General features: G+C 61.3%; 24 protein-coding genes. 13 read left to right on the forward strand and 11 right to left on the reverse strand.

Annotation, left to right across the window (positions count from 1 at the left end):
• Positions 1-163: 163 nt before the first annotated feature.
• The gene (locus ACLD1X_RS23370; RefSeq protein WP_007991821.1) at positions 164-580 is read right to left on the reverse strand and encodes an organic hydroperoxide resistance protein; all 417 of its coding nucleotides are present in this window, start codon (positions 578-580) and stop codon (positions 164-166) included.
• 126 nt (positions 581-706) lie between these two features.
• Complete coding sequence (locus tag ACLD1X_RS23375) at positions 707-1,036, reverse strand: hypothetical protein (RefSeq protein ID WP_429371692.1); 330 nt, start codon at positions 1,034-1,036, stop codon at positions 707-709.
• A 183-nt stretch (positions 1,037-1,219) separates the two neighbouring features.
• On the opposite strand from ACLD1X_RS23375, the gene potE reads away from it, so the two are divergent.
• From potE to ACLD1X_RS23410, 7 genes are all read left to right on the forward strand, one after another.
• A complete protein-coding gene (gene potE / locus ACLD1X_RS23380) occupies positions 1,220-2,629 on the forward strand; it encodes a putrescine-ornithine antiporter (protein ID WP_429371694.1) in 1,410 nt (469 codons plus the stop codon).
• Positions 2,626-4,911 (forward strand): Orn/Lys/Arg decarboxylase N-terminal domain-containing protein, encoded by a 2,286-nt coding sequence (locus tag ACLD1X_RS23385; RefSeq protein WP_429371696.1) that lies wholly within the window; start codon positions 2,626-2,628, stop codon positions 4,909-4,911. The genes potE and ACLD1X_RS23385 overlap by 4 nt, the downstream gene beginning before the upstream one ends.
• Positions 4,912-5,090: 179 nt before the next feature.
• Entirely contained in the window at positions 5,091-5,492 is a 402-nt protein-coding gene (locus tag ACLD1X_RS23390) for a hypothetical protein (RefSeq protein ID WP_429371698.1), read from the forward strand.
• The gene (locus ACLD1X_RS23395; RefSeq protein ID WP_429371700.1) at positions 5,492-6,031 is read left to right on the forward strand and encodes a phosphohydrolase; all 540 of its coding nucleotides are present in this window, start codon (positions 5,492-5,494) and stop codon (positions 6,029-6,031) included. The genes ACLD1X_RS23390 and ACLD1X_RS23395 overlap by 1 nt, the downstream gene beginning before the upstream one ends.
• 204 nt (positions 6,032-6,235) lie before the next feature.
• Positions 6,236-6,514, forward strand: a complete 279-nt coding sequence (locus ACLD1X_RS23400) for a DUF3303 domain-containing protein (RefSeq protein WP_429371702.1) — start codon at positions 6,236-6,238, stop codon at positions 6,512-6,514.
• A 367-nt stretch (positions 6,515-6,881) separates the two neighbouring features.
• Positions 6,882-8,150, forward strand: coding sequence for an OmpP1/FadL family transporter (locus ACLD1X_RS23405; RefSeq protein WP_429371704.1), 1,269 nt, complete (start codon positions 6,882-6,884; stop codon positions 8,148-8,150).
• A gap of 50 nt (positions 8,151-8,200) precedes the next feature.
• Positions 8,201-8,875, forward strand: a complete 675-nt coding sequence (locus ACLD1X_RS23410; RefSeq protein WP_429371706.1) for a DUF3313 domain-containing protein — start codon at positions 8,201-8,203, stop codon at positions 8,873-8,875.
• Between the two features lie 148 nt (positions 8,876-9,023).
• Here ACLD1X_RS23410 and ACLD1X_RS23415 read toward each other — a convergent pair whose 3' ends face one another.
• Positions 9,024-9,746 (reverse strand): tellurite resistance TerB family protein, encoded by a 723-nt coding sequence (locus ACLD1X_RS23415; RefSeq protein ID WP_429371708.1) that lies wholly within the window; start codon positions 9,744-9,746, stop codon positions 9,024-9,026.
• A gap of 259 nt (positions 9,747-10,005) precedes the next feature.
• On the opposite strand from ACLD1X_RS23415, the gene pcsA reads away from it, so the two are divergent.
• On the forward strand, positions 10,006-10,728 hold the full coding sequence (gene pcsA / locus ACLD1X_RS23420) for a phosphatidylcholine synthase (RefSeq protein WP_429371710.1): 723 nt from the start codon (positions 10,006-10,008) through the stop codon (positions 10,726-10,728).
• Between the two features lie 2 nt (positions 10,729-10,730).
• Complete coding sequence (locus ACLD1X_RS23425; RefSeq protein ID WP_429371712.1) at positions 10,731-11,117, forward strand: DUF488 domain-containing protein; 387 nt, start codon at positions 10,731-10,733, stop codon at positions 11,115-11,117.
• A gap of 129 nt (positions 11,118-11,246) precedes the next feature.
• Here the strand turns inward: ACLD1X_RS23425 and ACLD1X_RS23430 are convergent, their stop codons facing one another.
• Positions 11,247-12,059: a class I SAM-dependent methyltransferase gene (locus ACLD1X_RS23430; protein ID WP_429371714.1), complete on the reverse strand. Its 813-nt coding sequence runs from the start codon at positions 12,057-12,059 to the stop codon at positions 11,247-11,249.
• Positions 12,060-12,103: 44 nt separating this feature from the next.
• Positions 12,104-12,373: a DUF4242 domain-containing protein gene (locus tag ACLD1X_RS23435; RefSeq protein ID WP_007995963.1), complete on the reverse strand. Its 270-nt coding sequence runs from the start codon at positions 12,371-12,373 to the stop codon at positions 12,104-12,106.
• A gap of 179 nt (positions 12,374-12,552) precedes the next feature.
• On the opposite strand from ACLD1X_RS23435, the gene ACLD1X_RS23440 reads away from it, so the two are divergent.
• Positions 12,553-13,545 carry an AraC family transcriptional regulator gene (locus tag ACLD1X_RS23440; RefSeq protein WP_429371716.1) on the forward strand — a complete coding sequence of 331 codons (993 nt, stop codon included), beginning with the start codon at positions 12,553-12,555 and terminating at the stop codon, positions 13,543-13,545.
• Between the two features lie 9 nt (positions 13,546-13,554).
• Here the strand turns inward: ACLD1X_RS23440 and ACLD1X_RS23445 are convergent, their stop codons facing one another.
• The 3 genes from ACLD1X_RS23445 to ACLD1X_RS23455 form a co-directional block, all read right to left on the reverse strand.
• The gene (locus tag ACLD1X_RS23445; RefSeq protein WP_429371718.1) at positions 13,555-14,772 is read right to left on the reverse strand and encodes a cytochrome c biogenesis protein DipZ; all 1,218 of its coding nucleotides are present in this window, start codon (positions 14,770-14,772) and stop codon (positions 13,555-13,557) included.
• 146 nt (positions 14,773-14,918) lie between these two features.
• Positions 14,919-15,173: a hypothetical protein gene (locus tag ACLD1X_RS23450; RefSeq protein ID WP_429371720.1), complete on the reverse strand. Its 255-nt coding sequence runs from the start codon at positions 15,171-15,173 to the stop codon at positions 14,919-14,921.
• 48 nt (positions 15,174-15,221) lie between these two features.
• Positions 15,222-15,485, reverse strand: a complete 264-nt coding sequence (locus tag ACLD1X_RS23455; RefSeq protein WP_429371722.1) for a DUF2790 domain-containing protein — start codon at positions 15,483-15,485, stop codon at positions 15,222-15,224.
• A gap of 306 nt (positions 15,486-15,791) precedes the next feature.
• Here ACLD1X_RS23455 and ACLD1X_RS23460 point away from each other — a divergent pair, with 306 nt between their 5' ends.
• Positions 15,792-16,532, forward strand: coding sequence for a response regulator (locus ACLD1X_RS23460; protein ID WP_008023822.1), 741 nt, complete (start codon positions 15,792-15,794; stop codon positions 16,530-16,532).
• Positions 16,529-17,845 (forward strand): ATP-binding protein, encoded by a 1,317-nt coding sequence (locus ACLD1X_RS23465; RefSeq protein ID WP_429371725.1) that lies wholly within the window; start codon positions 16,529-16,531, stop codon positions 17,843-17,845. Before ACLD1X_RS23460 ends, ACLD1X_RS23465 begins: the two co-directional genes overlap by 4 nt.
• Positions 17,846-18,657: 812 nt before the next feature.
• Here the strand turns inward: ACLD1X_RS23465 and ACLD1X_RS23470 are convergent.
• From ACLD1X_RS23470 to ACLD1X_RS23480, 3 genes are all read right to left on the reverse strand, one after another.
• The gene (locus ACLD1X_RS23470; protein ID WP_429371727.1) at positions 18,658-19,413 is read right to left on the reverse strand and encodes an HvfC family RiPP maturation protein; all 756 of its coding nucleotides are present in this window, start codon (positions 19,411-19,413) and stop codon (positions 18,658-18,660) included.
• Positions 19,406-20,248, reverse strand: coding sequence for an HvfB family MNIO-type RiPP peptide maturase (locus ACLD1X_RS23475; protein WP_429371729.1), 843 nt, complete (start codon positions 20,246-20,248; stop codon positions 19,406-19,408). The genes ACLD1X_RS23470 and ACLD1X_RS23475 overlap by 8 nt, the downstream gene beginning before the upstream one ends.
• Positions 20,249-20,418: 170 nt before the next feature.
• The gene (locus ACLD1X_RS23480) at positions 20,419-21,753 is read right to left on the reverse strand and encodes an acetamidase/formamidase family protein (protein WP_429371731.1); all 1,335 of its coding nucleotides are present in this window, start codon (positions 21,751-21,753) and stop codon (positions 20,419-20,421) included.
• Positions 21,754-22,165: 412 nt separating this feature from the next.
• Between ACLD1X_RS23480 and ACLD1X_RS23485 the strand changes: the two genes are divergently transcribed.
• A complete protein-coding gene (locus ACLD1X_RS23485; RefSeq protein WP_429371733.1) occupies positions 22,166-23,212 on the forward strand; it encodes a class I SAM-dependent methyltransferase in 1,047 nt (348 codons plus the stop codon).
• Positions 23,213-23,270: the final 58 nt, after the last annotated feature.

Here is a 23,270-nt window from a genome sequence, read left to right on the forward strand (position 1 = left end):
TAAGTCGCCGTTACCGCAGAAACGGATATGTACTCCGTCAGGCCGCCTTCGCGAGCAGGCTCGCTCCCACAAGGAATATCCGAAACATGGCCTAATGTTGGCAGCGGGCATTTCAGGCCTTGGCGACAACCCATGTCGTTCGCCAAGACCTGTTCACGTCAACTCAAACCAGCTTGAGCACAACGTTGATGTTGTTGCGCGTGGCTTTCGAGTACGGGCAGTACTGGTGCCCGGTGTCGACGATTTTCTGCGCGGTTTCGCGATCCAGCCCCGGCAGGCTGACATTGAGCCGCGCCTGCAACAGATAGCCGCCTTCGTTGGTGCCCAGGTCGACTTCGGCATCCACGGCCACATCCTTGGGCAGCGCCACTTTCATTTCCCTGGCCGCCACCTGCATCGCGCCGATAAAACAGGCTGACCAACCGGCAGAGAACAGTTGCTCCGGATTGGTTCCGCCGCCACCCGCTCCCGGAGACGACAGCTTCACGTCAAGAATTCCGTCAGAACTGCGGGAAGCGCCGTCGCGCCCCCCGGTGGTGTGGGTTTTGGCGGTGTACAACACTTTATCGATCTGGTTCATGGTGACCTCCTGATTGAGTTGTAAGGAACCGGTTTCAACACCCCATCCGGTCGTTGGGATGGTCAATCAATATAGACGTCACAGCCCCACAGCGTGGTCGATCCGACCGACGCCCGCTTGTTCTTTTTACTTACGCGCCAACTTGTACCTGACGCAGTCTTCATAAAAGCTCTGCCGTACGGCCGTCGGTTTCAATCGCGACGGACTGTCATAAGTTTGTTCTGTAATGCCAAGTGCCATCATGCGCATCCATGTTTTGGCAAACTTGTAGACCTGTATTTTCTGGCGCGCGGCGTACAGGGAAACACCTGAAAGCTTGAGCTCCTGAGCCCTTGCAGCGGTGCCAGCGCCCCAGCTGCACACGTACTGATCATTGCTGGCCAGCTCTTTGGCGTGAGCCGAACTGGCTATGCCCGCAACAACTAGCGGGATTAATGCGATCCATGTCTTGCGCATCTTGACCTATTTAACCGGTTGAAAATGAACTAATTTTGCTGAGGATTTTTAAACTTGGGGGCCAGCATCCTGCCTTTTTTGCGATTTAGTGCAAAAACCGAAATGGCTGAGGTCATTTCTTGCGAGTTTTCAAACCTTTGCTATAGCTAAGACTCTCAATCGCCAACTAAGTGAGGCAACGGAATGTCAGTCGCAAAGAAAATGAGTGTGGGGCAACTGACAATGTTGACCGCGGTCAACATGTTGGGCTCAGGCATTGTGCTACTACCGACGAAACTCGCGGAAGTCGGTGCAATTTCGATTCTCTCCTGGCTGGTGACGGCCACCGGCTCCCTCGCTCTGGCCTACGCCTTTGCGCGATGCGGGATGCTCAGCCGCAAGACCGGTGGCATGGGCGGCTATGCCGAGTACACCTTCGGTAAAGCGGGTAACTACATCACCAACTACACCTACGGCCTCTCACTGTTGATTGCCAACGTGGCGATCAGTATTACTGCCGTGGGTTATATCCAGGTGTTGTTCGGGATAAAACTTGATTCCCTGCAAGTAGGCCTGGCGACCATCGCCTTGTTATGGATCACCACCTTCGCCAACTTTGGCGGCGCCAGCATTACCGGCCGGATCGGCGCGGTGACAGTCTGGGGTGTGATCGCACCGGTGGTGCTGGTATCCACGGTCGGCTGGTTCTGGTTTGACAGCAGCGTCTACGCCGCCGGCTGGAACCCCCACGACAAGAGCTGGTTCGAAGCGGCAGGCGCCTCGGTGGCGATCACCCTGTGGGCCTTCCTCGGCCTGGAATCGGCTTGCGCCAACACCGACGCGGTGGAAAACCCCGAGCGCAACGTACCGATAGCCGTACTGGGCGGCACCCTGGGTGCGGCGGTGATCTACATCGTTTCCACCAACGTCATCTTCGGTATCGTCGGCAACGCAGAGCTGGTCGCGTCCACCGCACCTTTCGGCCTGGTGTTCGCCAAGATGTTTACCCCGATGGTCGGTGACATCGTGATGGCGGCAATGGTGCTCGCCTGCATCGGTTCGCTGCTGGGTTGGCAGTTCACCATCGCCCAGGTGTACAAAAGCTCGGCAGACACCGGTTACTTCCTGTCGATCTTCGCCAAGGCCAACAAGGCGGGAACGCCGATTGTCGGCATGATGGTATTGCTCACCGCGCAGACCGCGCTGGCCCTGCTCACCATCAGTCCCGACCTGAGCAAGCAGTTCGACACCCTCGTCAACCTCGCCGTGGTCACCAACCTGGTGCCTTACATCCTGTCCATGGCCGCGCTGATGACCATGCAGAAGGTCTCCAACGTACCGGAAGGCAAGGCGCTGGCCACCAACGTCATCGCCCTGGTCGCGGCAGCCTACAGCTATCTGGCGCTGTACAGCTCCGGTGAGCAGGCGCTGATGCTGGGCGGCGTGGCCACCATCTTTGGCTACACCCTGTTCGGGTTCGTCAACAACCGCCTGATCCGCCTCGAAGCTCTCAACAACAGCGTACCGACGCAAACCGTCAGTGCGCAGCACCTCACTGCCGAGCCAGTGCCGGTGAACAACCTGACTAATGCCACTCTGGAGGTTCAATCATGACGGAATATAAACACTCGCTGGGAATGCTGGCGCTACTGGTCAGCAGTCCGCCGGACAAGCGAACAGTGTTTGGCCGTGCCCTGGATCAACTGGTTCACGACGTAGAGGGACGTGGCGTCAGTGTCCTGGCCTCGGAAAGCCTCAGTGATGCCGCCTCGATCCTGCGCTCGGACCCTGCCGTTCAATGCGTGCTCATCCGATGGGAAATGGACGCGAGCGAAGGCCACGCCGACTGCATCAAACTGCTGGTCAAACTGCGCGAACGCAACACACGTGTGCCGGTGTTCCTGATCAGTGACCGCACCACCGCCTCGAGCATTCCGCTGCTGGTGATGCAACATGCCGACGACTTCATCTGGCTGCCCGAAGACACTTCGCGCTTCCTCAGCGGGCGTATCCTGGCCGCTATCGAACGTTACCGTCAGGCCGCCCTGCCGCCGATGTTCGGCGCACTGGTGAAGTTCGCCCGTACCTATGAATACTCCTGGCACACCCCCGGTCATGCCGGTGGTACAGCGTTTCTCAAGAGCACTGCGGGACGTGCCTTCTACGAGTTCTTCGGCGAGAACCTGCTGCGCTCCGACCTGTCGATCTCGGTCGGCGAACTGGGCTCGCTACTCGATCACAGTGGCCCTATCGGCCAGGGCGAACGCTATGCGGCCAAGGTCTTCGGCGCGCACCGCACGTACTACGTGACCAACGGTTCGTCGATGTCCAACCGCGTCATCCTCATGGCCAGCGTCACGCGCAACCAGATCGCCCTGTGCGACCGCAATTGCCACAAGTCCGCCGAACATGCGATGACCCTGTCCGGGGCGATTCCGACCTACCTGGTGCCGACCCGCAACCGCTACGGCATCATCGGCCCGATCCTGCCGCAGACCCTGAGTGCAGAAGGCGTGAAAGCCGCCATCGCCAGCAACCCGTTGGTCAAGACAGGCATCGACCCGACGCCGGTGCACGCCATTGTCACCAACTCCACCTACGACGGCCTGACCTACAACGTCACCCGCGTCGAAGAGTTGCTGGGCGAAAGCGTTGACCGTCTGCACTTCGACGAAGCCTGGTACGGTTATGCGCGCTTCAACCCGCTGTACAGCGGACGCCATGCCATGCACGGCGACCCTGGCGATCACGACAAGTCCAAGCCGACCGTGTTCGCCACCCAGTCGACCCACAAGTTGCTGGCCGCCCTGTCCCAGGCCTCGATGATCCACGTGCGCGACGGCCGCAACCCGATCGAACATGCACGCTTCAACGAGTCGTACATGATGCACGCCTCGACCTCGCCGAACTACGCGATCATGGCGTCCTGCGACGTCAGCTCGGCGATGATGGAAGCACCGAGCGGGCAGATCCTCACCAGCGAATCGATCGAAGAAGCCATCAGTTTCCGCCAGGTGCTCTCGCGCATGCACAACGAGATGCTGAGCAAGGACAACTGGTTCTTCACTTGCTGGCAACCACCGACCGTACAGGTGGGCGCAGCGACCGTGCCGTTCCATGAGGTCGACCCGGTACAGCTTAAAACCGACCCGAACTGCTGGGTCCTGCACCCGAACGCGGTATGGCACGGTTTCGGTGACATCGAAGACGGTTACTGCATGCTCGACCCGATCAAGGTCTCGGTACTCAGCCCGGGCATGGGCGATGACGGCACCCTGCTCGACTCCGGCATCCCCGCTTGCGTGGTCACGGCGTACCTGGGCCGCCAGGGGATCGTGGTCGAGAAAACCACCGACTTCACCATCCTGTTCCTGTTCTCGATCGGCATCACCAAAGGCAAGTGGGGCACGCTGCTCAACGCCCTGCTCGACTTCAAGCGTGATTACGATGACAACGCCGAGCTCGAGCTGTGCCTGCCCGACCTGTACAACGCCCACCAGCAACGCTATGCCGGCATGGGCCTGAAGGATCTGGCCAACGAAATCTTCGCCGCCATGAAGAAACACAAGACCACCGCCAACATGTCCCAGGCCTTCGGCACCCTGCCAAAAGCCGAGTTCAGCCCGGTGGAGGCGTACGAAAAACTGGTGCGCAACGAAATCGAACTGGTCACCCTCAAAGAAGCGGCCGGGCGCCTTGCCGCCACCGGTATCGTGCCGTATCCACCAGGCATCCCGCTGCTCATGCCAGGTGAGAACGCAGGGCCTGCGGACGGTCCGTTGCTGGCGTATCTCAAGGCACTGGAGGCGTTCGACACATCCTTCCCGGGCTTCACCCATGACACCCACGGGATCGAAGTCGAGGACGGCGTTTACCGGATGCTGGTATTGAAATAATTCAGGCAGGTTCATCGCAACCCCTGTGGGAGCGGGCTTGCTCGCGAAGGCGTGGTGTCAGTCGGCACAACTGTCGATTGACACCACGCCTTCGCGAGCAAGCCCGCTCCCACATTGCTTTGCTGCCCCTCAAAATCCCTATGGGCAAATTCGATCACGGCGCTCTATGATTGAATCCCATGACCACCTGCGCTCCGATTCGCCAACCCTGCCCGCCCGGTGCCTGCGACTGCGGGCGTGATCCGCTGCTGGAAACACCAGGGGCGGATGTGCGCATTCTGTTTCTGACCCGCAACGAAGAAAAACGCCTGATCGAACGCCTGGAGAACCTGCAGAGCCTGAGCGATCTGGAGCACGTGCAACAACGCATGTTCGAACAGCTGGGGATCCGCGTGGACATCGCCCCCGGCTTCAATGAAGTGCGCACCATGCGCGGCATCGGCATCCAGATTGGCGAACTGCCGGGGCTGTGCCGCAAGACCCGCGCCAGTATTCCCGCAGCCATTCGCCGTGCCATGGAGAAACGCCCGGAGATTGCCTACGAACTGCTCAATGCCAACGACCTGTTGCGTGATGCCTGATGAAACCTTTTCTCGAATTCCCTTGCACCGACGAGATTCTCACCTCGTTCGCCCTGGCCATCGGTGCCGACCTGCAGGGCTACCGCAACCATATTTACCGGGTACTGAATTTCCATAGCGCCCTCAGTGGTGCCGAAAGCCTGCCCCCGCTTGCCATACAAATCGCGGCGGCGTTTCATGACCTGGGCATCTGGACCGATGACACCCTCGACTACCTGCCGCCATCCATTGCCCTGGCCACTGAATACCTCGACGACCAACATCGGCCGGAACTGAAGGAAGAAGTCAGTGCCTTGATCCTCGAGCATCACAAGGTGCGTCGGTATCAGGGCGCTCATGCCGACAGCGTCGAACCCTTCCGCCAGGCCGATCTGGTGGATGTCTCCCTGGGCCTGGTCCGTTTCGGCTTGCCCCGAAGCTTCATCAAGACCGTGCAGTCGACTTTTCCCGACCATGGTTTTCACTCGATGCTGATCAAGCGTTCGTTCCGGCAATTCATCCACTCGCCGCTGCGACCGCTGCCCATGTTTCGCTGGTGAAACAAGCCACTGCCCTCCCCCTCGAACAACCACCTGAACAGGATCAGCGGTCGTACATGAATCGCGAGGCGCTGCTATGCCTTCCATGGGAGATTCTGCCGCAAGCCAGCCAGGACGGACCTGTAAACCCCGCGCGGCCACGGCCCCGGCGCCAGCCAGGTGCGCGCATGAAAACCGGTGCCGATCCGCAACAGGAGGTGGCCTATGTTATTCATCGTCAGTTGGACAATCAGCCCGGACAACCGAGATGCCGCCATCGCGCGTTTTCTCAAGACCGGTGGCGCACCGCCCGCAGGCGTCACCATGCACGGACGCTGGCACGCCGTAGGGAGTTCGGCCGGCTTCGGCATTGCCGAGGCGAGCGACCTGGTACAGATTCAAAAATGGGTGCTGGAGTGGAACGACCTGATGAGCATGGACGTGCACGCCGCATTGACCGATGAGCAAATGGCACCATTGCTGGCCGCCACTGCGGCCCGGTGATGACGATCAGGGCGGCGGGCACCGCTCGCCGCCCTGATCTGGCCGGTGTCCTTGGCGGAGCATATTTTCGGCTAAATGCGCCTGAATCAATGCTTTCTGACTACTCATTACTGGATATTTCGCAATTCAAACCTACGCTCAAAGTTCACTGGGATAGCTATGGTCGAACGCCAATGATCACGGGAAAAAGTCCGTCGAACCGGCATGAAATCTTCTACTTTGGAGAGAGTGTCCCGGATGCAATCCGCAGCAATGGGTTCAAGTACCGCTTCATCGACCATCCTGATGTCAGGTAAACAGCCAAATTCAGGGGTGGCCGGTACAGTTCACCCCCGAACTCAAAATGGACATTTGACGAGGTAAGTACATGCCGACGAGAACACTTGCCCGGCCTGCTTGCGCGCTTCTCGCCCTGTGCTGTCAACAGGCCTGGGCCGGCGGCATCATGCTTTACGAAATCGGCACCGATAACGCCGGCCTCGCCAACGCCGGCGCCGCCGCCCGCGCCCAAGGCCCCTCGACCATCGCCAGCAACCCGGCGGGCATGAGCTACCTCCCCGGCACGCAGATCACAGCCGGCTTGCAGGTCCTGTACGGCGATTTGAGTTTCGACCGCGATTCCGGCACCAACGTTTCGGGCAGCGGCAGCGGCAATGCCCTCGATCCGATTCCCGGTGGCAGCTTCTTCATCAGCCATGAACTGGACGAGCACTGGAGCGTCGGCTTCGGCCAGTACGGCGACTTCGGCCTGGCGGTCAAATACGACAACGACTGGTCCGGCCGTTATTTCGCGCAGGAATCCAGCCTGCTCGGCTTGTCCCTTGTACCGAGCGTGTCTTACCGCTTCAACGAGCAATGGTCGGTAGGCCTGGGTCTCAAGGCCATGTATGGCATGCTGAAGGCACAAACGGCGATCGACCGCTCCCCCTTCGGCTTCACCGACCGCACCGACAGCCAGTTCAAATACAAGGACAACGCCTGGGGTTATGGCGCCAACGTCGGAGTGATCTACGCCCCACAACCCGGCACGCGCATTGGCCTGACCTACACCAGCCAGGTCGACCTGGACTTCAAGGACCGATTGGACGTCAAGGGCGACGGCCGCCTGCTCGAGCGCGTCAACAACACCGATACCGAACTGGACATCAAGGTGCCGCAGACCGTGACCCTGAGCCTGTTCCAGCAGCTGGACCGGCAATGGGCCCTGCTGGCCTCCGCCAACTGGCAGGACTGGTCCGAGTTCGGCGATATCGGGGTACAGGTCGACACCACTGCATTCGGCGCGCAATCGAAAACGATCGACGCCGGTTTCAAGGACACCTGGCACCTCTCCCTTGGCGCGCAATACCAGGCCACCGAACAGCTGTTGTGGAACTTCGGCGTGGCCTATGACAGCAGTGCCGTCTCGGACGGCAACCGTAGCGTGATCGTGCCGATGAACGAATCCTGGCGCATTGCGACAGGAGCCACCTATGCTCTGAACAAGGACACCGATGTCAACGTCAGTTGGGCAATGGTCTGGCTGGGTGATATGCCGGTCGAGCAGACCAAGTCCCCATCGGGCAATCAAATCTCCGGTCAATTTGACAATGCCTGGATTCAAGCCTTGACCGGGAACATGACCTGGCGATTCTGATGCACTGCAAACGAAAGAACGACGATTTCATCCAAGGAGTAAACACCACTATGAATCTGTCCCGAAAACTGCTGGTCGGCGCTGCGCTGGCAAGCCTGTTGCTAGGCGGTTGCACCTCGAAAGTGACTGAAAAGGCGCAATACTCAGGTTTCCTGTCCAACTACAACAACCTGCAGGAAGTCCAGACGCCGAGCGGTGGAACCGCGATGCGCTGGGTCAGCCCTTCGTGGAACCCGAACGCTTATGACACCGTGGTGTTCAACAAGTTGGAGCTGTACCCGGCCCCAAAACCCAATGAGCGGGTCAACCAGCAGACCCTCGCCGACATTCAGAACTACATGACCAGCAAGGCCAAGGCCACGCTGGGTCAGAAGTACCGTGTAGTGTCCGACACCTCCGCTGCACCGGCGGGTTCCCGGTCACTGATCATGCGTGCGGCGATCACCGGGGTGAGCGCCGAAAACGAAGGCATGAAGTGGTATGAAGTGGTCCCCATCGCGGCCGTTGTCGGGGCAACGCAGGCAGCCACCGGTCACCGTGACCAGGAAACCATCCTGTTCATCGAAGCCGAATTCATCGACGCCAAGAGCAACCAGACCGTGGCCAAAGTAGTGCGCAAGGTATTTGGCACCGCCCTGGAGAACGAGAGCCAGAAGGTTACCGCCAAGGACTTCAAGGCGGCGATCGACAAAATGGGTGCCGACTTCCAGGCGTTCCTCAAGTAACACGCTCTTGTGGCGAGGGAGCAGGTTCCCTCGCCACAGGGAGTCCGCTACGAGCCATTCCCCCCTCCGATGCTTCCCGGCAGTGATTGCCTCTTCGCGAGCAGGCTCGCTCCCACACTGGATCTTTTGCCAAGGGCAGATGCACCCGTCAGGCCGTCCCCCGGGCCTGCTGCTCCAGGTGCAATTGCAACTGCGGATCGATCTGCAATGCCGCGGCCAGTTCATCCAGATAGTTGCGCTCGGCGTCCTGCTGATCGTCCACCAGCATCACGCTGGCCAGGTACATCTCAGAAGCCATGCCCGGGTCGGTGGCCGACTGTGCCACTTCACTGGCGTCCAGTGGCTTGGCGACCTCATCGTCCAGCCATTGCTGCAATTGCGGATCGTCGGTATGACGCCCGATTTCAGCGCTGATCATCTGCTTCTCGGCGTCATCGATCCGGCCATCGGCCTTGGCCGCGGCAATCAATGCCCGCAGGATCGCATGGCTGTGTTCTTCGGCTTCCGGGCCGGCCAGCAAGTCCACGGTCCGTGGCGCCTCTTGCGGTGCCGACGCCTGACTGCGCTGCCAGGTCTGGTACGCCTGGAACGCCATCATGCCGAGGGACGCCAGCGCCGCGTAATTGGTAGCGCCGCCGGACCGGCTTTGCGCTGCACCGCCCATCGGCGAGCCGCCGCCAAGCAAGCCACCGAGCAAACCGCCCAACCCTGCGCCACCGCTACCCGCACCGGTGCCGCCGCCCATCAACCCGCCCAGCAATCCACCGAGGTCGCCGAGCCCGCCCTGGGCCGAGGCGCCACCGCCGCCCTGTTGCGCCATCGAACCCTGGCCGGCGCGCAATAACTGTTCGAGCAGATCGCTGGTGTTCATGACGCTTGTCCTCTTGGGAAGGGTTTTATCCAGTCAGGCAACGATAGACCTCGCAGACGAATGTGCCAGCACCGTTGGGCTGACACGCCCGCGCTACCCGGGATTTGTCCGGGGTGTTTTTTTGCCGGGCAGCTAAGATTCATAGGTGGTGAACCTTATTCCCGGATCCCCGGTCGATACCTGCAACCCGACCCGCTTTGCCACCGCCCCCGTTCGCGGGGTGACAACTGGCTTGCTTCATTCACTGGAGAACGCCCCCATGATCTCAACCCTGCACATCGCCAGACTCAAAGCATGGGGCGCCCATGGTTTCACTGCCACCGGCGTAGTCACCGCCTTCCTCGCCACCCTGTCATTGCTGGATAACCAGCCGACCCATTGCCTGCTGTGGCTGGGCGTTGCCCTGATCGTCGACGGACTGGACGGCGCGCTGGCGCGCAAGGTCAACGTGCAGTCGGTGTTGCCGAGCTTCGATGGCTCGATCCTCGACCTGGTGATCGATTACCTGACGTATGTGTTTATCCCGGCACTGTTCATCTATCGCTACATCCCCTTGCCGGACTACACCTTGCTGCTTAGCGTGTCGCTGATTCTGGTGTCGTCGCTGTTCTGCTTCTGCAACGTCAACATGAAGAGCAAGGACAACTATTTCCAGGGCTTCCCCGCCGCCTGGAACGTGGTTGCCCTGTGCCTGTACATCATCGCCCCGTCGCCGTGGATCACCTTCCTTACCGTCATAGGCCTGGCCCTGCTGACCGTGACCCGGATGAAATTCCTGCACCCGTTCCGGGTGCGCCGGTTCATGCCGATCAACATTGCGGTGACGGCCATCTGGTTGCTGTGCAGCTTGTCGCTGGTGCTCAACCATCCGCTGATCAACCCGTTGGTGATGGGGCTGTGGCTGCTGATGTCGGCGTATTTCCTGGGCATCTGCTTCTGGCGTACGGCGCTGGAGTGGATCGACGAATCGCGGCTCAAGTAGCCATGCCGGTCCATATCGTTCAACTCGGATCACCCCGTCGTCCCGATGAAGGGTTGCGCTTGGGCACAGTGCGCCGCCCTCCCCGTGGCGTACCGAAAGCCGAATTCGCCAGTCGGGATTTTTATGATGTGTGGCAGCCGCTGCTGTCGCCCAGTACGCAGTTGGTGGCCGAGGCCAAGGCTGCGCAGGATGCCAAGGCCTGGGAGGTGTTCCGGCGCAAGTTCAAGACCGAGATGAACCAGCCCGCCGCCAGTCAGATGCTTGACCTGCTGGCCGCGCTGTCCCACCAGACTTCACTGGCCGTGGGCTGTTATTGCGAGGATGAAGCGCATTGTCACCGGTCGGTGTTGCGCGAGTTGCTGGCGGCGCGGGGTGCCGAAGTGATCTAGATGCCATGACCAGCACACAATCCCTGTGGGAGCGGGCTTGCTCGCGAAAGCGGTCTTTCAGTCGAAGATGCTGTGGCTGACACACCGCTTTCGCGAGCAAGCCCGCTCCCACATTGGACTTGGGTCAACTCAACGCCGCGTAATCACCACTTCCAGGTATTCACTCGGCACCACCAGCGACTTGTCACCCGCCCGGTTCATCCGGTTGATCAGTTCGGTCAGGTCCGTCTCCAGGGCCTTGGCGCCGTCGGCGGGCAGCGCGGCGAAGGCCTTGTGCATCGGCCCGTACCAGTTGCGGAAGGTGTCGATGAAATGCGCCGCCGAGCGATAGCGGAAATTGAACGTGCGACGCGTCACCTGGAGCAGAAATTCGCGCTCGTCAAAATGCTCGTGCAACCAGGCTTCGGTGCCCCAGCGCGACGGCGGACTCGCGCCCGGTGGAGGTGGCAGGTGCTGGCCCAGGGTCTTGAACATCTGGCCGACGAAGCCTTCCGGCGTCCAGTTGGCCAGGCCGATCCGCCCACCCGGGCGACAGACCCGCGCCAGCTCCGCAGCGGCCTTGGGCTGGTCCGGCGTGAACATCACGCCGAAGGTCGACAGTACGGCGTCGTAACTCGCATCGGCAAACGGCAAGGCTTCGGCATCGGCGACCTGGAAGGCGACGTTCAGGCGTTCTGCCCGGGCCCGCTCTTCGCCGCGCTCGAGCAAGGCCGCGACATAGTCGGTGGACGTCACCTGGCAACCACGGCGCGCCGCCGCGAGGGTCGCATTGCCGTTGCCGGCGGCAACGTCGAGCACGCGCTCATCGCACAACAGGTCGCAGGCTTCGGCCAGCTGCTCGCCGACAATTTGCAGGGTGGTGCCGATCACGGCGTAGTCGCCGCTGGCCCAGGAGGCCATCTGGCGGTTTTTCAAGGCAGTCAGATCAATGGGTGTACTCATGAAGACAGTCTCTGGTTCGAAACACGAATCGGGCCTGACCGCGGTTACTCCGCCGTCGTCGGATCGATGATGTTCATGACCTGGGAAATGCGGTTGGCGGGAAAACCGCTGATTCTGGCGTGCTCCTGGATCTGCGCCTCGCTCGGCGAGATATACACGCAGTAGAGCTTGTCACCGGTGACATAACTCTGCAGCCACTGCACCTCTGGCAACTCACGCAACGCCCGGCAGGACTTTTGCGAAGCGGCTTTCAAATCCCTTTCCGACAGAGCTCCGGCGCCCTGGATCTCACGTTCAATGACGAACTTCGGCATGGCAACCTCTCTTTTCTTGTTGTGGGTGGCAGGGCCGGTACAGACCCTGTGAACTCACTATCGTCCCGACGGGCGCTGGCGTCCTGTCCGATCGTCGCCCAACCCTGCCCGATCGTCCGGAGATTCCACGTTGCACGCCGAGGCGTTCACAATCAGGAATCCTTGCACGGGAAACCCCAATGGACGCCCTGTCACAGACCCTGCGTGTCGTGCACCTGGTCGGCGCGATCTTCATCAACGCCCGGTTCACCGCGCCCTGGTGCTACCAGTCGCCCAGTGCCGACACGGCGGCGCCTTTTCTGGAGCCCGATGCGGAACGGGTGGTGATCTTTCACCTGATCACCGAGGGCGAGTGCTACGTGGAACTGGGTGATGACCCGCCGCTGCTGCTGAGCGCGGGCGACGTGGTGATCTTCCCCCAGGGCGATGCCCATCGCATGTGCTCCCGACCGGGATTGCCCCCGGCCACGGGTGCGCGGCTGGATGCGGTGCTGGCGCGCCGGCCCCGGCAGTTGAGTTATGGCGGCGGTGGCGCAGTCACCCGCCTGGTGTGCGGCTACCTGGCGTGCGACACGCGGCTGGCGGGCATGTTGCTCAAGGGCTTGCCGGCCGTGGTGCGGGTCAATGTGCGCGGTTCGAGCGCCGGTGTCTGGCTGGAGTCTTCGGTGCGCTATGCCCTCGCCGAAGCCCGCTCGCCCCGCCCCGGCGGCGAAGGGGTATTGGCCAAACTCGCCGAAGTACTGTTCATCGAAGTGCTGCGCCTGTACATGAACGAACAGGGCGAAGGTCGCACCGGCTGGCTGGCCGGCGTACGTGACCGCATCGTCGGCGCCGCCCTCAACGCCTTGCACAAAAAACCCTGCTACGCCTGGACGCTGGACGAACTGGCACGCACCGCCAGCACTTCAAGATCGGTGTTGGCCGAACGCTTCCAGCAACTGGTGGGGATGTCGCCGATGCAGTACCTGACGCAATGGCGCATGTTGCTCGCCGCCAATCTGTTACGCAGCAGCAACAGCTCCTTGACGCGGATCGCCGAAGAAGTCGGCTACCAGACCGATACCGCCTTCAGCCGGGCCTTCCGTCGCGAGTTTGGTGCGCCGCCGGCGGCATGGCGGCGCGGTCAGGAGAAAAAGGACATGGCCCACGAGGCAAGACCTGTGAGCCATTGATCGAGCGGGTCAGGCCGCTGGCGCGCTGGCCTTGGCCTCCTCCAGCAACTGCTGAATCATTTTTTCCTGAGTGTCGTAGCTGCCTTCACCGAAGTGGCTGTAACGCACCTGACCCTTGGCATCGATCAGGTAGTGCGCCGGCCAGTACTGGTTGTCGAAGTTGCGCCAGATCGCGTAGTTGTTGTCGATCGCCACCGGGTAGGTGATGCCATACTCCTTCACCTTGGCCTTGACGTTGTCGATGATGCGCTCAAAGCCGTATTCGGGCGTGTGCACGCCGATCACCACCAGGCCGTCCTTTTCATATTTCTTCGCCCAGTCCTTCACGTACGGCAGGGTGTGCCTGCAGTTGATGCAGTCGAAGGTCCAGAAATCCACCAGCACCACTTTGCCTTTCAGGGCTTCGTTGGTCAGTGCAGGCGAGTTGAGCCAGTCCACTGCGCCGGACAGCGAAGGCATCGCGCCCTGGGCATTGTCCATGGTGCTGTCGGCCTTGACCTTGCTGACCAGGTAATCGACGACTTTCGGCACGGTTTCCAGCACGCCTTTCTCGACACTGCTGACACCTTCGGACGAGGTGTTGGCCAGCAGCACGTCATTGGCCCCCGTTGCGATCACCGCCGCACCGGCCAGCACCGCAACCCCGGCGCCGCGACGCAACCAGCCGGTGACCGGAATCGACGGCTTCAGGCGATTGACCAGGCCGCGACCGGCAAAGATCAAGGTGCCCAGGGACAGCGCACTACCCGCGCCATAGGCCACCAACAACAGGCTGGTGCCGGCGTTCGCGCCTTGCAGCATGGCGCTGGTCAGAATCACCCCGAGGATCGGCCCGGCGCAGGGCGCCCAGAGCAACCCGGTGGCGACACCGATCATGATCGAAGCCAGCGGCCCGGACATCTTGCGCGAGTCCGGGTCGATGCGATTGCCCAGCAGCACGAAGGGACGGGCCAGCCAGTCGCCGACCCGGGCGGAGATCAGCGACAGGGCGAACAGCACCATCACCGCCAGCGCTACGTGGCGGCCGGTGTTGCTGGCCTGAATCACCCACTCGCTGCTGACCACCGCCAGGCTGGAAACCAGTGCAAAGGTCAGGACCATGCCGCCGAGGGTGAGCAGGATCGAGGAGCGTGTGCGGTCGGTTCCAGCGAACAGGAACGGCACGACCGGCAGGATGCACGGGCTGAGGACGGTCAATATGCCGCCCAGGAAAGCGATGAGTAACATGGGATCACCAGATACAGATTAAAGGGCGACATAAGGCCAGTGTGGGAGCGGGCTTGCCCGCGAAGACGTCGGAACATTCACTAGAGATGTCACCTGCAAGGCCGCCTTCGCTGGCAAGCCAGCTCCCACAGTGGATTCGGGTGTTCTCAAGCTGTTTGCTCATCCAGCCGTTGGCCCTGAGGCGTGCGGCTGGCGCCGTTCTCGGCGAGCATCTGCCCTTGCGGTGTGCGGCTGGAGCCGTCTTGCGCGAGGAAGCCCTGGGTGCCCTTCTCGGCTATCGGCGTGAGCTGGAAGCAGGTGTTGCTGGCGCAGGCGCTTTGCTCGACAGCGGCGTTGGCGTGGGCTGCCGCACCGGCGACGGCAAAGGCGATGGCGGTCAGGTAGCGGGAAATGTTTTTCATGATGTCCTTCCTGTTTCAAATGGATTAAAGGGTGGTTGATCGCAACACTCAGTTTTGCGAGTTGCAGTTGTCGGCGAATTTGCGGTAATCCAGCACCTGGGTTTTCGATTGGGAGTCGAGGTACGTCAGCCGCGCATTCACCACGCCGCAAGAAGGTGCAGAGTCCTCGGTCAGCGCCACCACCTTCCTGATGTCAAGTTGGGTGCCGTAGGTGTAGGTTTTTGGAGTGACATCGGCTTCGGCACGGGCCGACAGGGTGCAGATGTTCAGGGCGGCAAACAGGCAGGCGGCGTAGATGGCTTTGGTGTTCATGGCGAGTTCCTCAAGGTTTCAACAGGCTGATCGTTGGTTGATCCGAGGCGCTCTGGTTTGCCTCGATGGAACCTATTAAAAGCTTGCGAGGTATCTCGTCTGTGTCGGGAATCGGCGAGAATCAATCGGTACGTATCAGAACGGTGCCTGGATACAAAGCAATACAAAACCGCTGGAAACCGGCTTTTTTGCCTTCGTGTGTATCCGCAGGCAGGCCGGATACACTGCAATACAAAGGGCGGCAGGCGACCCCGCCGAGGCTCGATAGACTGTGTGGCAATCCCCATTCATCAGAGGTTTGGCCCAATGGATCACGTTGATCACATCCTCATCGTTGACGATGACCGCGAAATCCGCGAGCTGGTAGGCAACTACCTGAAGAAGAACGGCCTGCGCACCACCGTCGTGGCGGATGGACGGCAGATGCGCGCCTTTCTGGAAACCACCCCGGTGGACCTGATCGTGCTGGACATCATGATGCCGGGGGACGATGGCCTGCTGCTGTGCCGCGAATTGCGCGCCGGCAAACACAAGGCCACGCCGGTGCTGATGCTCACCGCCCGCAACGATGAAACCGACCGCATCCTCGGCCTGGAAATGGGCGCCGACGACTACCTGGTCAAGCCCTTCGCGGCCCGTGAACTGTTGGCGCGGATCAACGCGGTACTGCGGCGTACCCGCATGCTGCCGCCGAACCTGGTGGTAACCGAAGCCAGCCGCCTGCTGGCCTTCGGTCGCTGGCGCCTGGACACCTCGGCCCGTCACCTGCTCGATGCAGACGGCACCATGGTTGCCCTGAGCGGCGCCGAGTATCGATTGCTGCGGGTGTTTCTCGATCATCCGCAACGGGTGCTCAACCGTGATCAATTGCTCAACCTGACCCAGGGTCGCGACGCCGATCTGTTCGACCGATCCATCGACCTGCTGGTCAGCCGTCTGCGCCAGCGCCTGCTGGACGACGCCCGCGAACCGGCCTACATCAAGACCGTGCGCAGCGAAGGCTATGTGTTTTCCCTGCCGGTGGAAATCCTGGGCGATCAATCATGAGGCAGGCGTTGCATTGGCCGCGCACCCTGGCTTCGCGGCTGTCGCTGATCTTCCTGATCGGCCTGATCCTCGCCCAGGCATTGTCCTTTGGCGCGCAGTACTACGAGCGCTACGAATCCTCGAAAAACACCATGCTCGGCAACCTGGAAACCGACGTTTCCACGTCCATTGCCATCCTCGACCGCTTGCCCGCCGATGAACGGGCCGGCTGGCTGCAACAACTGGAACGACGCAATTACCGTTACCTGCTCAATGAGGGCTCGCCGGGCACGCCCATACGCACCGACATGCCCGATGCGCCCATCGCCATCGCCTCGATCAAGGACGCCATCGGTCACGATTACCCGATGAGCTTTACCGACATCCCGGGGCCGAACAAACATTTTCAGGTGCACTTGAACCTGGCCGATGGCAGCCCGCTGACCATCGACGTTCGCCCGGCGATGGTGCCGTTGTCGCCCTGGCTGCCCATCGTGTTGCTCGGGCAGCTGGCGCTGATGCTCGCCTGCTCCTGGCTGGCGGTCAGAATCGCCATCCGCCCCCTCACCCGCCTCGCTGACGCTGTCGAGAACCTGGACCCCAATGCCCACCCCGTGCTCCTGAACGAAAAAGGCCCGAGCGAAGTCGCCCACGCCGCCAAGGCCTTCAACTCGATGCAGGCACGCATCGCGGCGTACCTGAAAGAACGCATGCAATTGCTCGCGGCGATTTCCCACGACCTGCAAACCCCGATCACCCGCATGAAGCTGCGCGCCGAATTCATGGACGACTCCAGCGAAAAAGACAAACTGTGGAACGACCTGGGCGAGATGGAACACCTGGTACGCGAAGGCGTGGCCTACGCCCGCAGCATCCACGGCGCCACCGAAGAAAGCCGCCGCACCGACCTCGACTCGTTCCTCGACAGCCTGGTGTTCGACTACCAGGACATGGGCAAGGACGTTCAACTCACCGGCAAGAGCGCAACCGTCATCGACACCCGCCCCCACGCCTTGCGCCGAGTGCTGGTCAACCTGACGGACAACGCCTTGAAGTTTGCCGGCGCAGCCGAGTTGCAGGTGGAAAAACAGGCCGATGGCAACCTGTCGATCAAGATCCTCGACCGCGGCCCGGGGATCGCCGAGGAAGAACTCAAGCAAGTGATGGAACCCTTCTACCGCGTGGAAAACTCCCGCAACCGCAGCACCGGCGGTACCGGGTTGGGGTTGGCGATTGCCCAGCAATTGGCGATCGCGATTGGCGGAGGGCTGACCTTGAGCAACCGTGAAGGTGGCGGGTTGTGTGCCGAGCTGAGATTGCCGGGCCAGGCGTAAGGAAAGGGTTGGGTGGCAGGGTGGCTTCGTGAGCAATCCGGCTTGCGAAGGCTTTTTGGCTGGCGACGTTGTTTTTGTGTACATATCCGGTTCTGCGGTAACGGCCACTTAAGGTTCCGCTCTTACAGCGGGTTACTTGGAAGAGCCCCAAGTAACCAAGGGCTCTTGCCCCTGACGTTCGGTGCCTCGCCAAGGCTCGGCATTCCCTCGCTCCGGTCCTGCTCCGTGGGCCCGCCGCGATCGGCCATCCATGGCCGTACGCGGCTAACCCGCCATCCATGCCGGGTTGCCCACTGCGCAGAACCTGCGCTCGGCCTCTCGAGGGGGCAAGCAGATCAAAAGCAAAAGCAAAAGCGAGGCGGCCTACTGGCCGACCTGATCTAACGTGACCGCGCCCCCCCTGTAGGAGCGAGCCTGCTCGCGAAAAACGCCAGGACACCGCGGGGATTCAGACCGCCCGCGTCATCGTTGACGTCCATCGTCGGAACGCCGCCCGGAGCAAGCTCGCTCCTACAGATGCTGAGTGCATCTGCAAGAAATTGGTTGGCTGGCAGGCCGCCTTCGCGAGCAGGCTCGCTCCCACAAAGTAATTGGGCATTCCCTGTAGCTGTGTCTGGCCGAGACCCCATGTGCTTGAACTGTTTTGTTACCTATGTGGGTGAGTCATACCCGAGCGTTTTTTTGCTTACTTTTTTTAGGCGCTTGTAAAAAAAGTGAGTCGCCGTAAGGGCGAAACCGCCAGCCGCCACAACCCAAAAAACGGATATACACACAGCACAACAACAGCCTGGTCGGCCCAAAGGCCGCCAAGGTCAAACAACCCCAACAACCCCCTCCCCATGCATCTGCCGCAACAACCCCAACCCCCCCTCGAAAAACACCGAAGAACCCACCTGCCCCGCCTCCACCGCCAACCCCTGCAACTGCTCACCCCCGGTCAGCCCGGGAAACTCACCAATGCGCTGCAACAACCGCCACGCCAACGGACTCAACCCGGAAAACCTCACACTCCAGTCCTCATCCCGACGCACCAGCAAAAAGGTCGGCTGATCAGGTAAAACCTCCGGCTGAAAATCGGGCCCCAACAACTGCACCGGCCAGGCATACGCCAACGGCCAGGCCAGCGGCGACACCTGCAAGGGCCGATCCAGCAACATCGCCGCATCACCGACAACCAGGGGCTCGGCATCGGACTGCTGCAAAACCATTTCCACCCACTCGTAATGCGCCAGCTCCACCATGAACGACGGCCAAGCCCCCTCACTCAACGCCTCGGGCCCGGTCGCAAGAAACTCGACAAACTCCTCAGCGATTTCACCAAACTTCGGAGTCCGGGCCCGGTAGTCCCGCAAAAAGATCCGCACCAGCGAACGCCATTGCTCATCCCCAATAATTTTCAACAGCACCGGAAAAGTGCCACTGAGCAGCGAAGACAGATTGGCAAACACCAGATCACGGTAAACCTGTGCCCGGGCGGGGTCCATTTCGGCGGGTGGCGCATTGTGTTCAGGGTCACGCAGGTACAGGCCCATGGTGGTTTGTTGATGCAAAAGCCCCGACTTATCCACGGTTCACGCCCTCCTGCTGCAAACGGCGAATGGTCTGCAATTCCGCCACCAGTTCGGCGAATGCCGGAAAGTTGAAATCGCGCTCCAGCAAGGTCGGTTGCGCACCGAACCGGGCATACGCCTGGGCCAGCAACGACCACACCGCCGGTTTGACCGAAGCGCCATGGGTATCGATCTTCAAGGTATCGGACTCGTCGAAATGCCCGGCAATGTGCATGGCCACCACCCGACCGGAATCGATGCCGGCCAGAAACGCCTGGGGATCGAAGCCGTGGTTGATCGAATTGACATAGACGTTGTTGACGTCCAGCAGCAAGTCGCAATCGGCCTCACGCAGCACGGCATTGGTGAATGTCACCTCGTCCATGTCCTGTCGGGGAGCGGCGTAATAGGAAACGTTCTCCACCGCCAGGCGTCGACCGAGGATGTCCTGGGCCTGACGAATCCGCGCGGCGACGTGGTGCACCGCTTCTTCGGTGAAGGGCAGCGGCAACAGGTCGTACAGGTGACCGTCGTCGCTGCAATAGCTCAAATGCTCGCTGTACAGCGGCACGTTGTAGTGATCGAGAAAGCCGCGGACTTCCTGCAAGAACCCGACGTCCAGCGGCGACGGCCCGCCCAGGGACAGGGACAAGCCATGACAGGACAACGGATAACGCTCAGCCAGGGCCCGAAATGCCGCACCATGGGCGCCGCCGATGCCGATCCAGTTTTCCGGGGCGACTTCCAGAAAGTCGAAATCGCCTGTCGGTGCGGCCTGGAGGTCTTTGAGTAAACCGCGACGCAGGCCAAGCCCTGCGCTGGCCTTGGCTACGGGGGGAATGGGTGTCTGCATGATGTCGATCTCAAACGGTGTCTGGGGTGCGAGCACCGTATGGATGCTCGCCGTCAGACACAGTTAATCGAAGGGGTGTATCGGGCCTGTGTTCATTTGTGCCGGAAAATGCCAGCGTCTGTATCGCCGGCAAGTCCATACACACTGCGGTACAAACCCGCCACTGGCTGTCAGGCCAGATCGTATTTCTCACGCACCAGATGGCCGATGCCCATGCGATCGAGCACCGTCATCGGGCACAGGAACGTCACACGCACCGTGCCCGGCAGGCGACTGATATCGATCGAGCCGGTGATGGTGGCGCGGTTGAGGACTTCGTCATAAGGCAGGCCGGTGACGGAAGCGGCGCGTTGCAGGCCGTTTTCCACCGCCAGATTGAGGTTCTCGCCGCTGCCGATGAAGGTGATCGGCCCGCTCTGTTCGATCTCGTGCTGCCCCCAACGCTCGCCCAGCTCACGGACTTTAGCCTTTTGTCCGGCGTTCATTGGCCGGGCCATCGGCGGCAAGTCATCGAGGTTTTGCAACAGGATCGGCCCTTCCAGGGTCAGGTTCTTCACCACTTCCACTGTCACTTCGGTTTCCCCGGAGCAATCGGTGGCGTGTCCGGCGATCTCGCCGTTGCCCTGCTGGGCATGCATGTCACCCATGTACACCCCGGCACCGGGAACTTTCACCGGGCAAATCAGCACGCAACCCTCGCGGATCGAGTTGGTGTCCATGTGGCCGTCGGTTTTCGCCGCGTGCAGTTCTTCGCGGGTCATGCCGAAACGGTGCGGTGCATTGATCAGGTACTGACCGAAGTCGGCGCAGTTGTGGGAGTCGGGCAAGTCCCGCGATGGCAAGGTGCCGATGTTGCCGAGAAACGGCCGCATGTGAGCCGCAACGCCGGGGATATCGGCACGGGCCAGGGACAGGATCGAATGTTGGGCAGCGAACTCCGGCAGTGCCGACATTTCTGAAGCGTTACCCGCCAGGCGATTGGCGATGTCCTGATTGACCGTCAGGCTGACCTGGTTCTGCGCATCGAACACAATCACATAACCGTGGCTGAACCGAAACGCGCTGACCTCAGCTCCACAATGGTTGCAGCGAATGGCCTCGGCGCCGATGCCTTCGACATGGCTGGCGGGATGATCGGCGCCACAGGTGGAGCAGAATTTCGAGACGAACGGATCGCCGTTGTAGCGCCCCTCGACAAAGCTCATGACCCCGGACGAAGTCGCCAGCGACGTCACGCGCATGCTTTTGATCTTGATGGCCACCGCATCACCGATTTGCGCCCCGGCGATCGCCACCGGTTGCGTCACTTCATGCCCGCCCTCGAAGGCTGGCGTGATCATCGGCCCCCAACAGCCCGGCGGTGTACCGGTGATCAGCGTGCCGCCGTCGGCCAATGGCCCGAGCATCGGCTGGCTTGGGCCGATGATGCCATGGGTGTAGTGATCGACCCGCAGGCGATCCACGGGTGTGACGTCGGGATCGGTTTGAGACACAAGCGTTGTCATGGATATCCCCTTGACCGCATCAGGCGCGGAACAGAGTCAGGAGCGTACGACCGCCGGTTGCGACGGCCAGGGAAAGCGTCTTGGCCGCCACGGATCAACGGCGCCAAAACGGCCTTCACAGTTCATCGCAGGTTTGTATCGGGACTGTGTTCGGCAGGGGCCTGAAGTTGCGCGGGACTGTATCGAAAGGCCGGTGAGATACAGTGGGATACATCAGCCCTCTGTGGGGGTCAGTGTCGCTCGGGGACAGGTAGCTTTCGTCGCTCAACGCCGCGCTGCCAGGGCTGCAAACTAAACTTAATGCACACAGGACCGGCTCAGCGTCCTGCACATCCCCACGACCACCGCCCAGTGGCGAATGCCCCGCCAGACAATGCCCCTGGACCGTGATCCTGCTGAAGGAGCACACGTGATGGACGAGGCCAGACTCAACGATTTCATGGGCAATCTGGTGAATGACATGGGCGGCGCGGCAATGCTTGCCAACGTCATCCTCGGCGAAGAGCTCGGCCTGTACCGGGCCATGGCCGACAGCCAGCCCGTCACCCCCGAAACCCTTGCCGGGAAAACCGGCTGCAACACCCGCCTGCTGCGCGAATGGCTCAGCGCCCATGCCGCCTCCGGCTACATGGAACACCACGACGGCCAGTTCCGCCTGCCCGAAGAGCAAGCCCTGGCCCTGGCCATCGAAGATTCACCGGTCTATATCGCCGGTGGCATCGGTGTCGTCGCTTCGTTTTTCCACGACAAGGACAAGCTGGTCAACGCCATGCGCGGTGACGGAGCCCTGCCCTGGGGAGAACACCATCCGTGCATGTTCAGCGGCACCGAACGTTTCTTCCGCCCAGGCTACAAGGCCCATTTGGTCGCCGAATGGTTGCCGGCCCTCGACGGCGTGGTGGCCAAACTGCAAGCCGGAGCCAAAGTGGCGGACATCGGCTGCGGCCATGGTGCTTCGACGGTGATCATGGCCCAGGCCTTTGCGGATTCGCGCTTCGTCGGCTTCGACTACCACGCGCCCTCCGTGACCGTCGCCACCCAAAGGGCCGAAGAAGGCGGCGTGTCCGGTCGGGCCCGGTTCTTCCAGGGCACGGCCAAAAGCTACCCCGGCAGCGACTACGACCTGATCTGCTACTTCGACTGCCTGCACGACATGGGCGACCCGGTGGGCGCGGCCAGACATGCTTATGAATCGCTGAAAGACGACGGCACGGTGCTGCTGGTCGAGCCCTACGCCAACGACTTGCTCGACGACAACGTCAACCCGGTCGGACGCCTGTTCTACGCCGCCTCGACGTTTATCTGCACGCCGAACTCGCTGTCCCAGGAAGTCGGCCTCGGCCTCGGCGCCCAGGCCGGTGAAGCGCGGTTGCGCAAGGTGTTTACAGAGGCCGGTTTCACGCGCTTTCGCCGGGCCACCGAAACGCCGTTCAACCTGATTCTGGAGGCGCGCAAATAAACACCCCCCGCCATCTCTGTAGGTGTAGGAGCGAGCTTGCTCGCGATAAACGCGATCA

Origin of the sequence: Pseudomonas sp. 18173 (assembly GCF_050432945.1) — a bacterium.
Classification (GTDB): Bacteria; Pseudomonadota; Gammaproteobacteria; order Pseudomonadales; family Pseudomonadaceae; genus Aquipseudomonas.

Bases quoted from the DNA above. Each gene is read 5' to 3' on its own strand.
- ACLD1X_RS23415 (WP_429371708.1), bottom strand. From the start codon at position 9,746: ATGAACACCAGCGATCTGCTCGAACAGTTATTGCGCGCCGGCCAGGGT.
- ACLD1X_RS23465 (WP_429371725.1), top strand. From the start codon at position 16,529: ATGAGGCAGGCGTTGCATTGGCCGCGCACCCTGGCTTCGCGGCTGTCG.
- ACLD1X_RS23435 (WP_007995963.1), bottom strand. From the start codon at position 12,373: ATGCCGAAGTTCGTCATTGAACGTGAGATCCAGGGCGCCGGAGCTCTG.
- ACLD1X_RS23460 (WP_008023822.1), top strand. From the start codon at position 15,792: ATGGATCACGTTGATCACATCCTCATCGTTGACGATGACCGCGAAATC.
- ACLD1X_RS23395 (WP_429371700.1), top strand. From the start codon at position 5,492: ATGAAACCTTTTCTCGAATTCCCTTGCACCGACGAGATTCTCACCTCG.
- ACLD1X_RS23390 (WP_429371698.1), top strand. From the start codon at position 5,091: ATGACCACCTGCGCTCCGATTCGCCAACCCTGCCCGCCCGGTGCCTGC.
- ACLD1X_RS23450 (WP_429371720.1), bottom strand. From the start codon at position 15,173: ATGAAAAACATTTCCCGCTACCTGACCGCCATCGCCTTTGCCGTCGCC.
- ACLD1X_RS23385 (WP_429371696.1), top strand. From the start codon at position 2,626: ATGACGGAATATAAACACTCGCTGGGAATGCTGGCGCTACTGGTCAGC.
- ACLD1X_RS23400 (WP_429371702.1), top strand. From the start codon at position 6,236: ATGTTATTCATCGTCAGTTGGACAATCAGCCCGGACAACCGAGATGCC.
- ACLD1X_RS23440 (WP_429371716.1), top strand. From the start codon at position 12,553: ATGGACGCCCTGTCACAGACCCTGCGTGTCGTGCACCTGGTCGGCGCG.
- ACLD1X_RS23405 (WP_429371704.1), top strand. From the start codon at position 6,882: ATGCCGACGAGAACACTTGCCCGGCCTGCTTGCGCGCTTCTCGCCCTG.
- ACLD1X_RS23430 (WP_429371714.1), bottom strand. From the start codon at position 12,059: ATGAGTACACCCATTGATCTGACTGCCTTGAAAAACCGCCAGATGGCC.
- ACLD1X_RS23455 (WP_429371722.1), bottom strand. From the start codon at position 15,485: ATGAACACCAAAGCCATCTACGCCGCCTGCCTGTTTGCCGCCCTGAAC.
- ACLD1X_RS23485 (WP_429371733.1), top strand. From the start codon at position 22,166: ATGGACGAGGCCAGACTCAACGATTTCATGGGCAATCTGGTGAATGAC.
- ACLD1X_RS23425 (WP_429371712.1), top strand. From the start codon at position 10,731: ATGCCGGTCCATATCGTTCAACTCGGATCACCCCGTCGTCCCGATGAA.
- ACLD1X_RS23375 (WP_429371692.1), bottom strand. From the start codon at position 1,036: ATGCGCAAGACATGGATCGCATTAATCCCGCTAGTTGTTGCGGGCATA.
- ACLD1X_RS23480 (WP_429371731.1), bottom strand. From the start codon at position 21,753: ATGACAACGCTTGTGTCTCAAACCGATCCCGACGTCACACCCGTGGAT.
- ACLD1X_RS23370 (WP_007991821.1), bottom strand. From the start codon at position 580: ATGAACCAGATCGATAAAGTGTTGTACACCGCCAAAACCCACACCACC.
- pcsA (WP_429371710.1), top strand. From the start codon at position 10,006: ATGATCTCAACCCTGCACATCGCCAGACTCAAAGCATGGGGCGCCCAT.
- ACLD1X_RS23475 (WP_429371729.1), bottom strand. From the start codon at position 20,248: ATGCAGACACCCATTCCCCCCGTAGCCAAGGCCAGCGCAGGGCTTGGC.
- ACLD1X_RS23410 (WP_429371706.1), top strand. From the start codon at position 8,201: ATGAATCTGTCCCGAAAACTGCTGGTCGGCGCTGCGCTGGCAAGCCTG.
- ACLD1X_RS23445 (WP_429371718.1), bottom strand. From the start codon at position 14,772: ATGTTACTCATCGCTTTCCTGGGCGGCATATTGACCGTCCTCAGCCCG.
- potE (WP_429371694.1), top strand. From the start codon at position 1,220: ATGTCAGTCGCAAAGAAAATGAGTGTGGGGCAACTGACAATGTTGACC.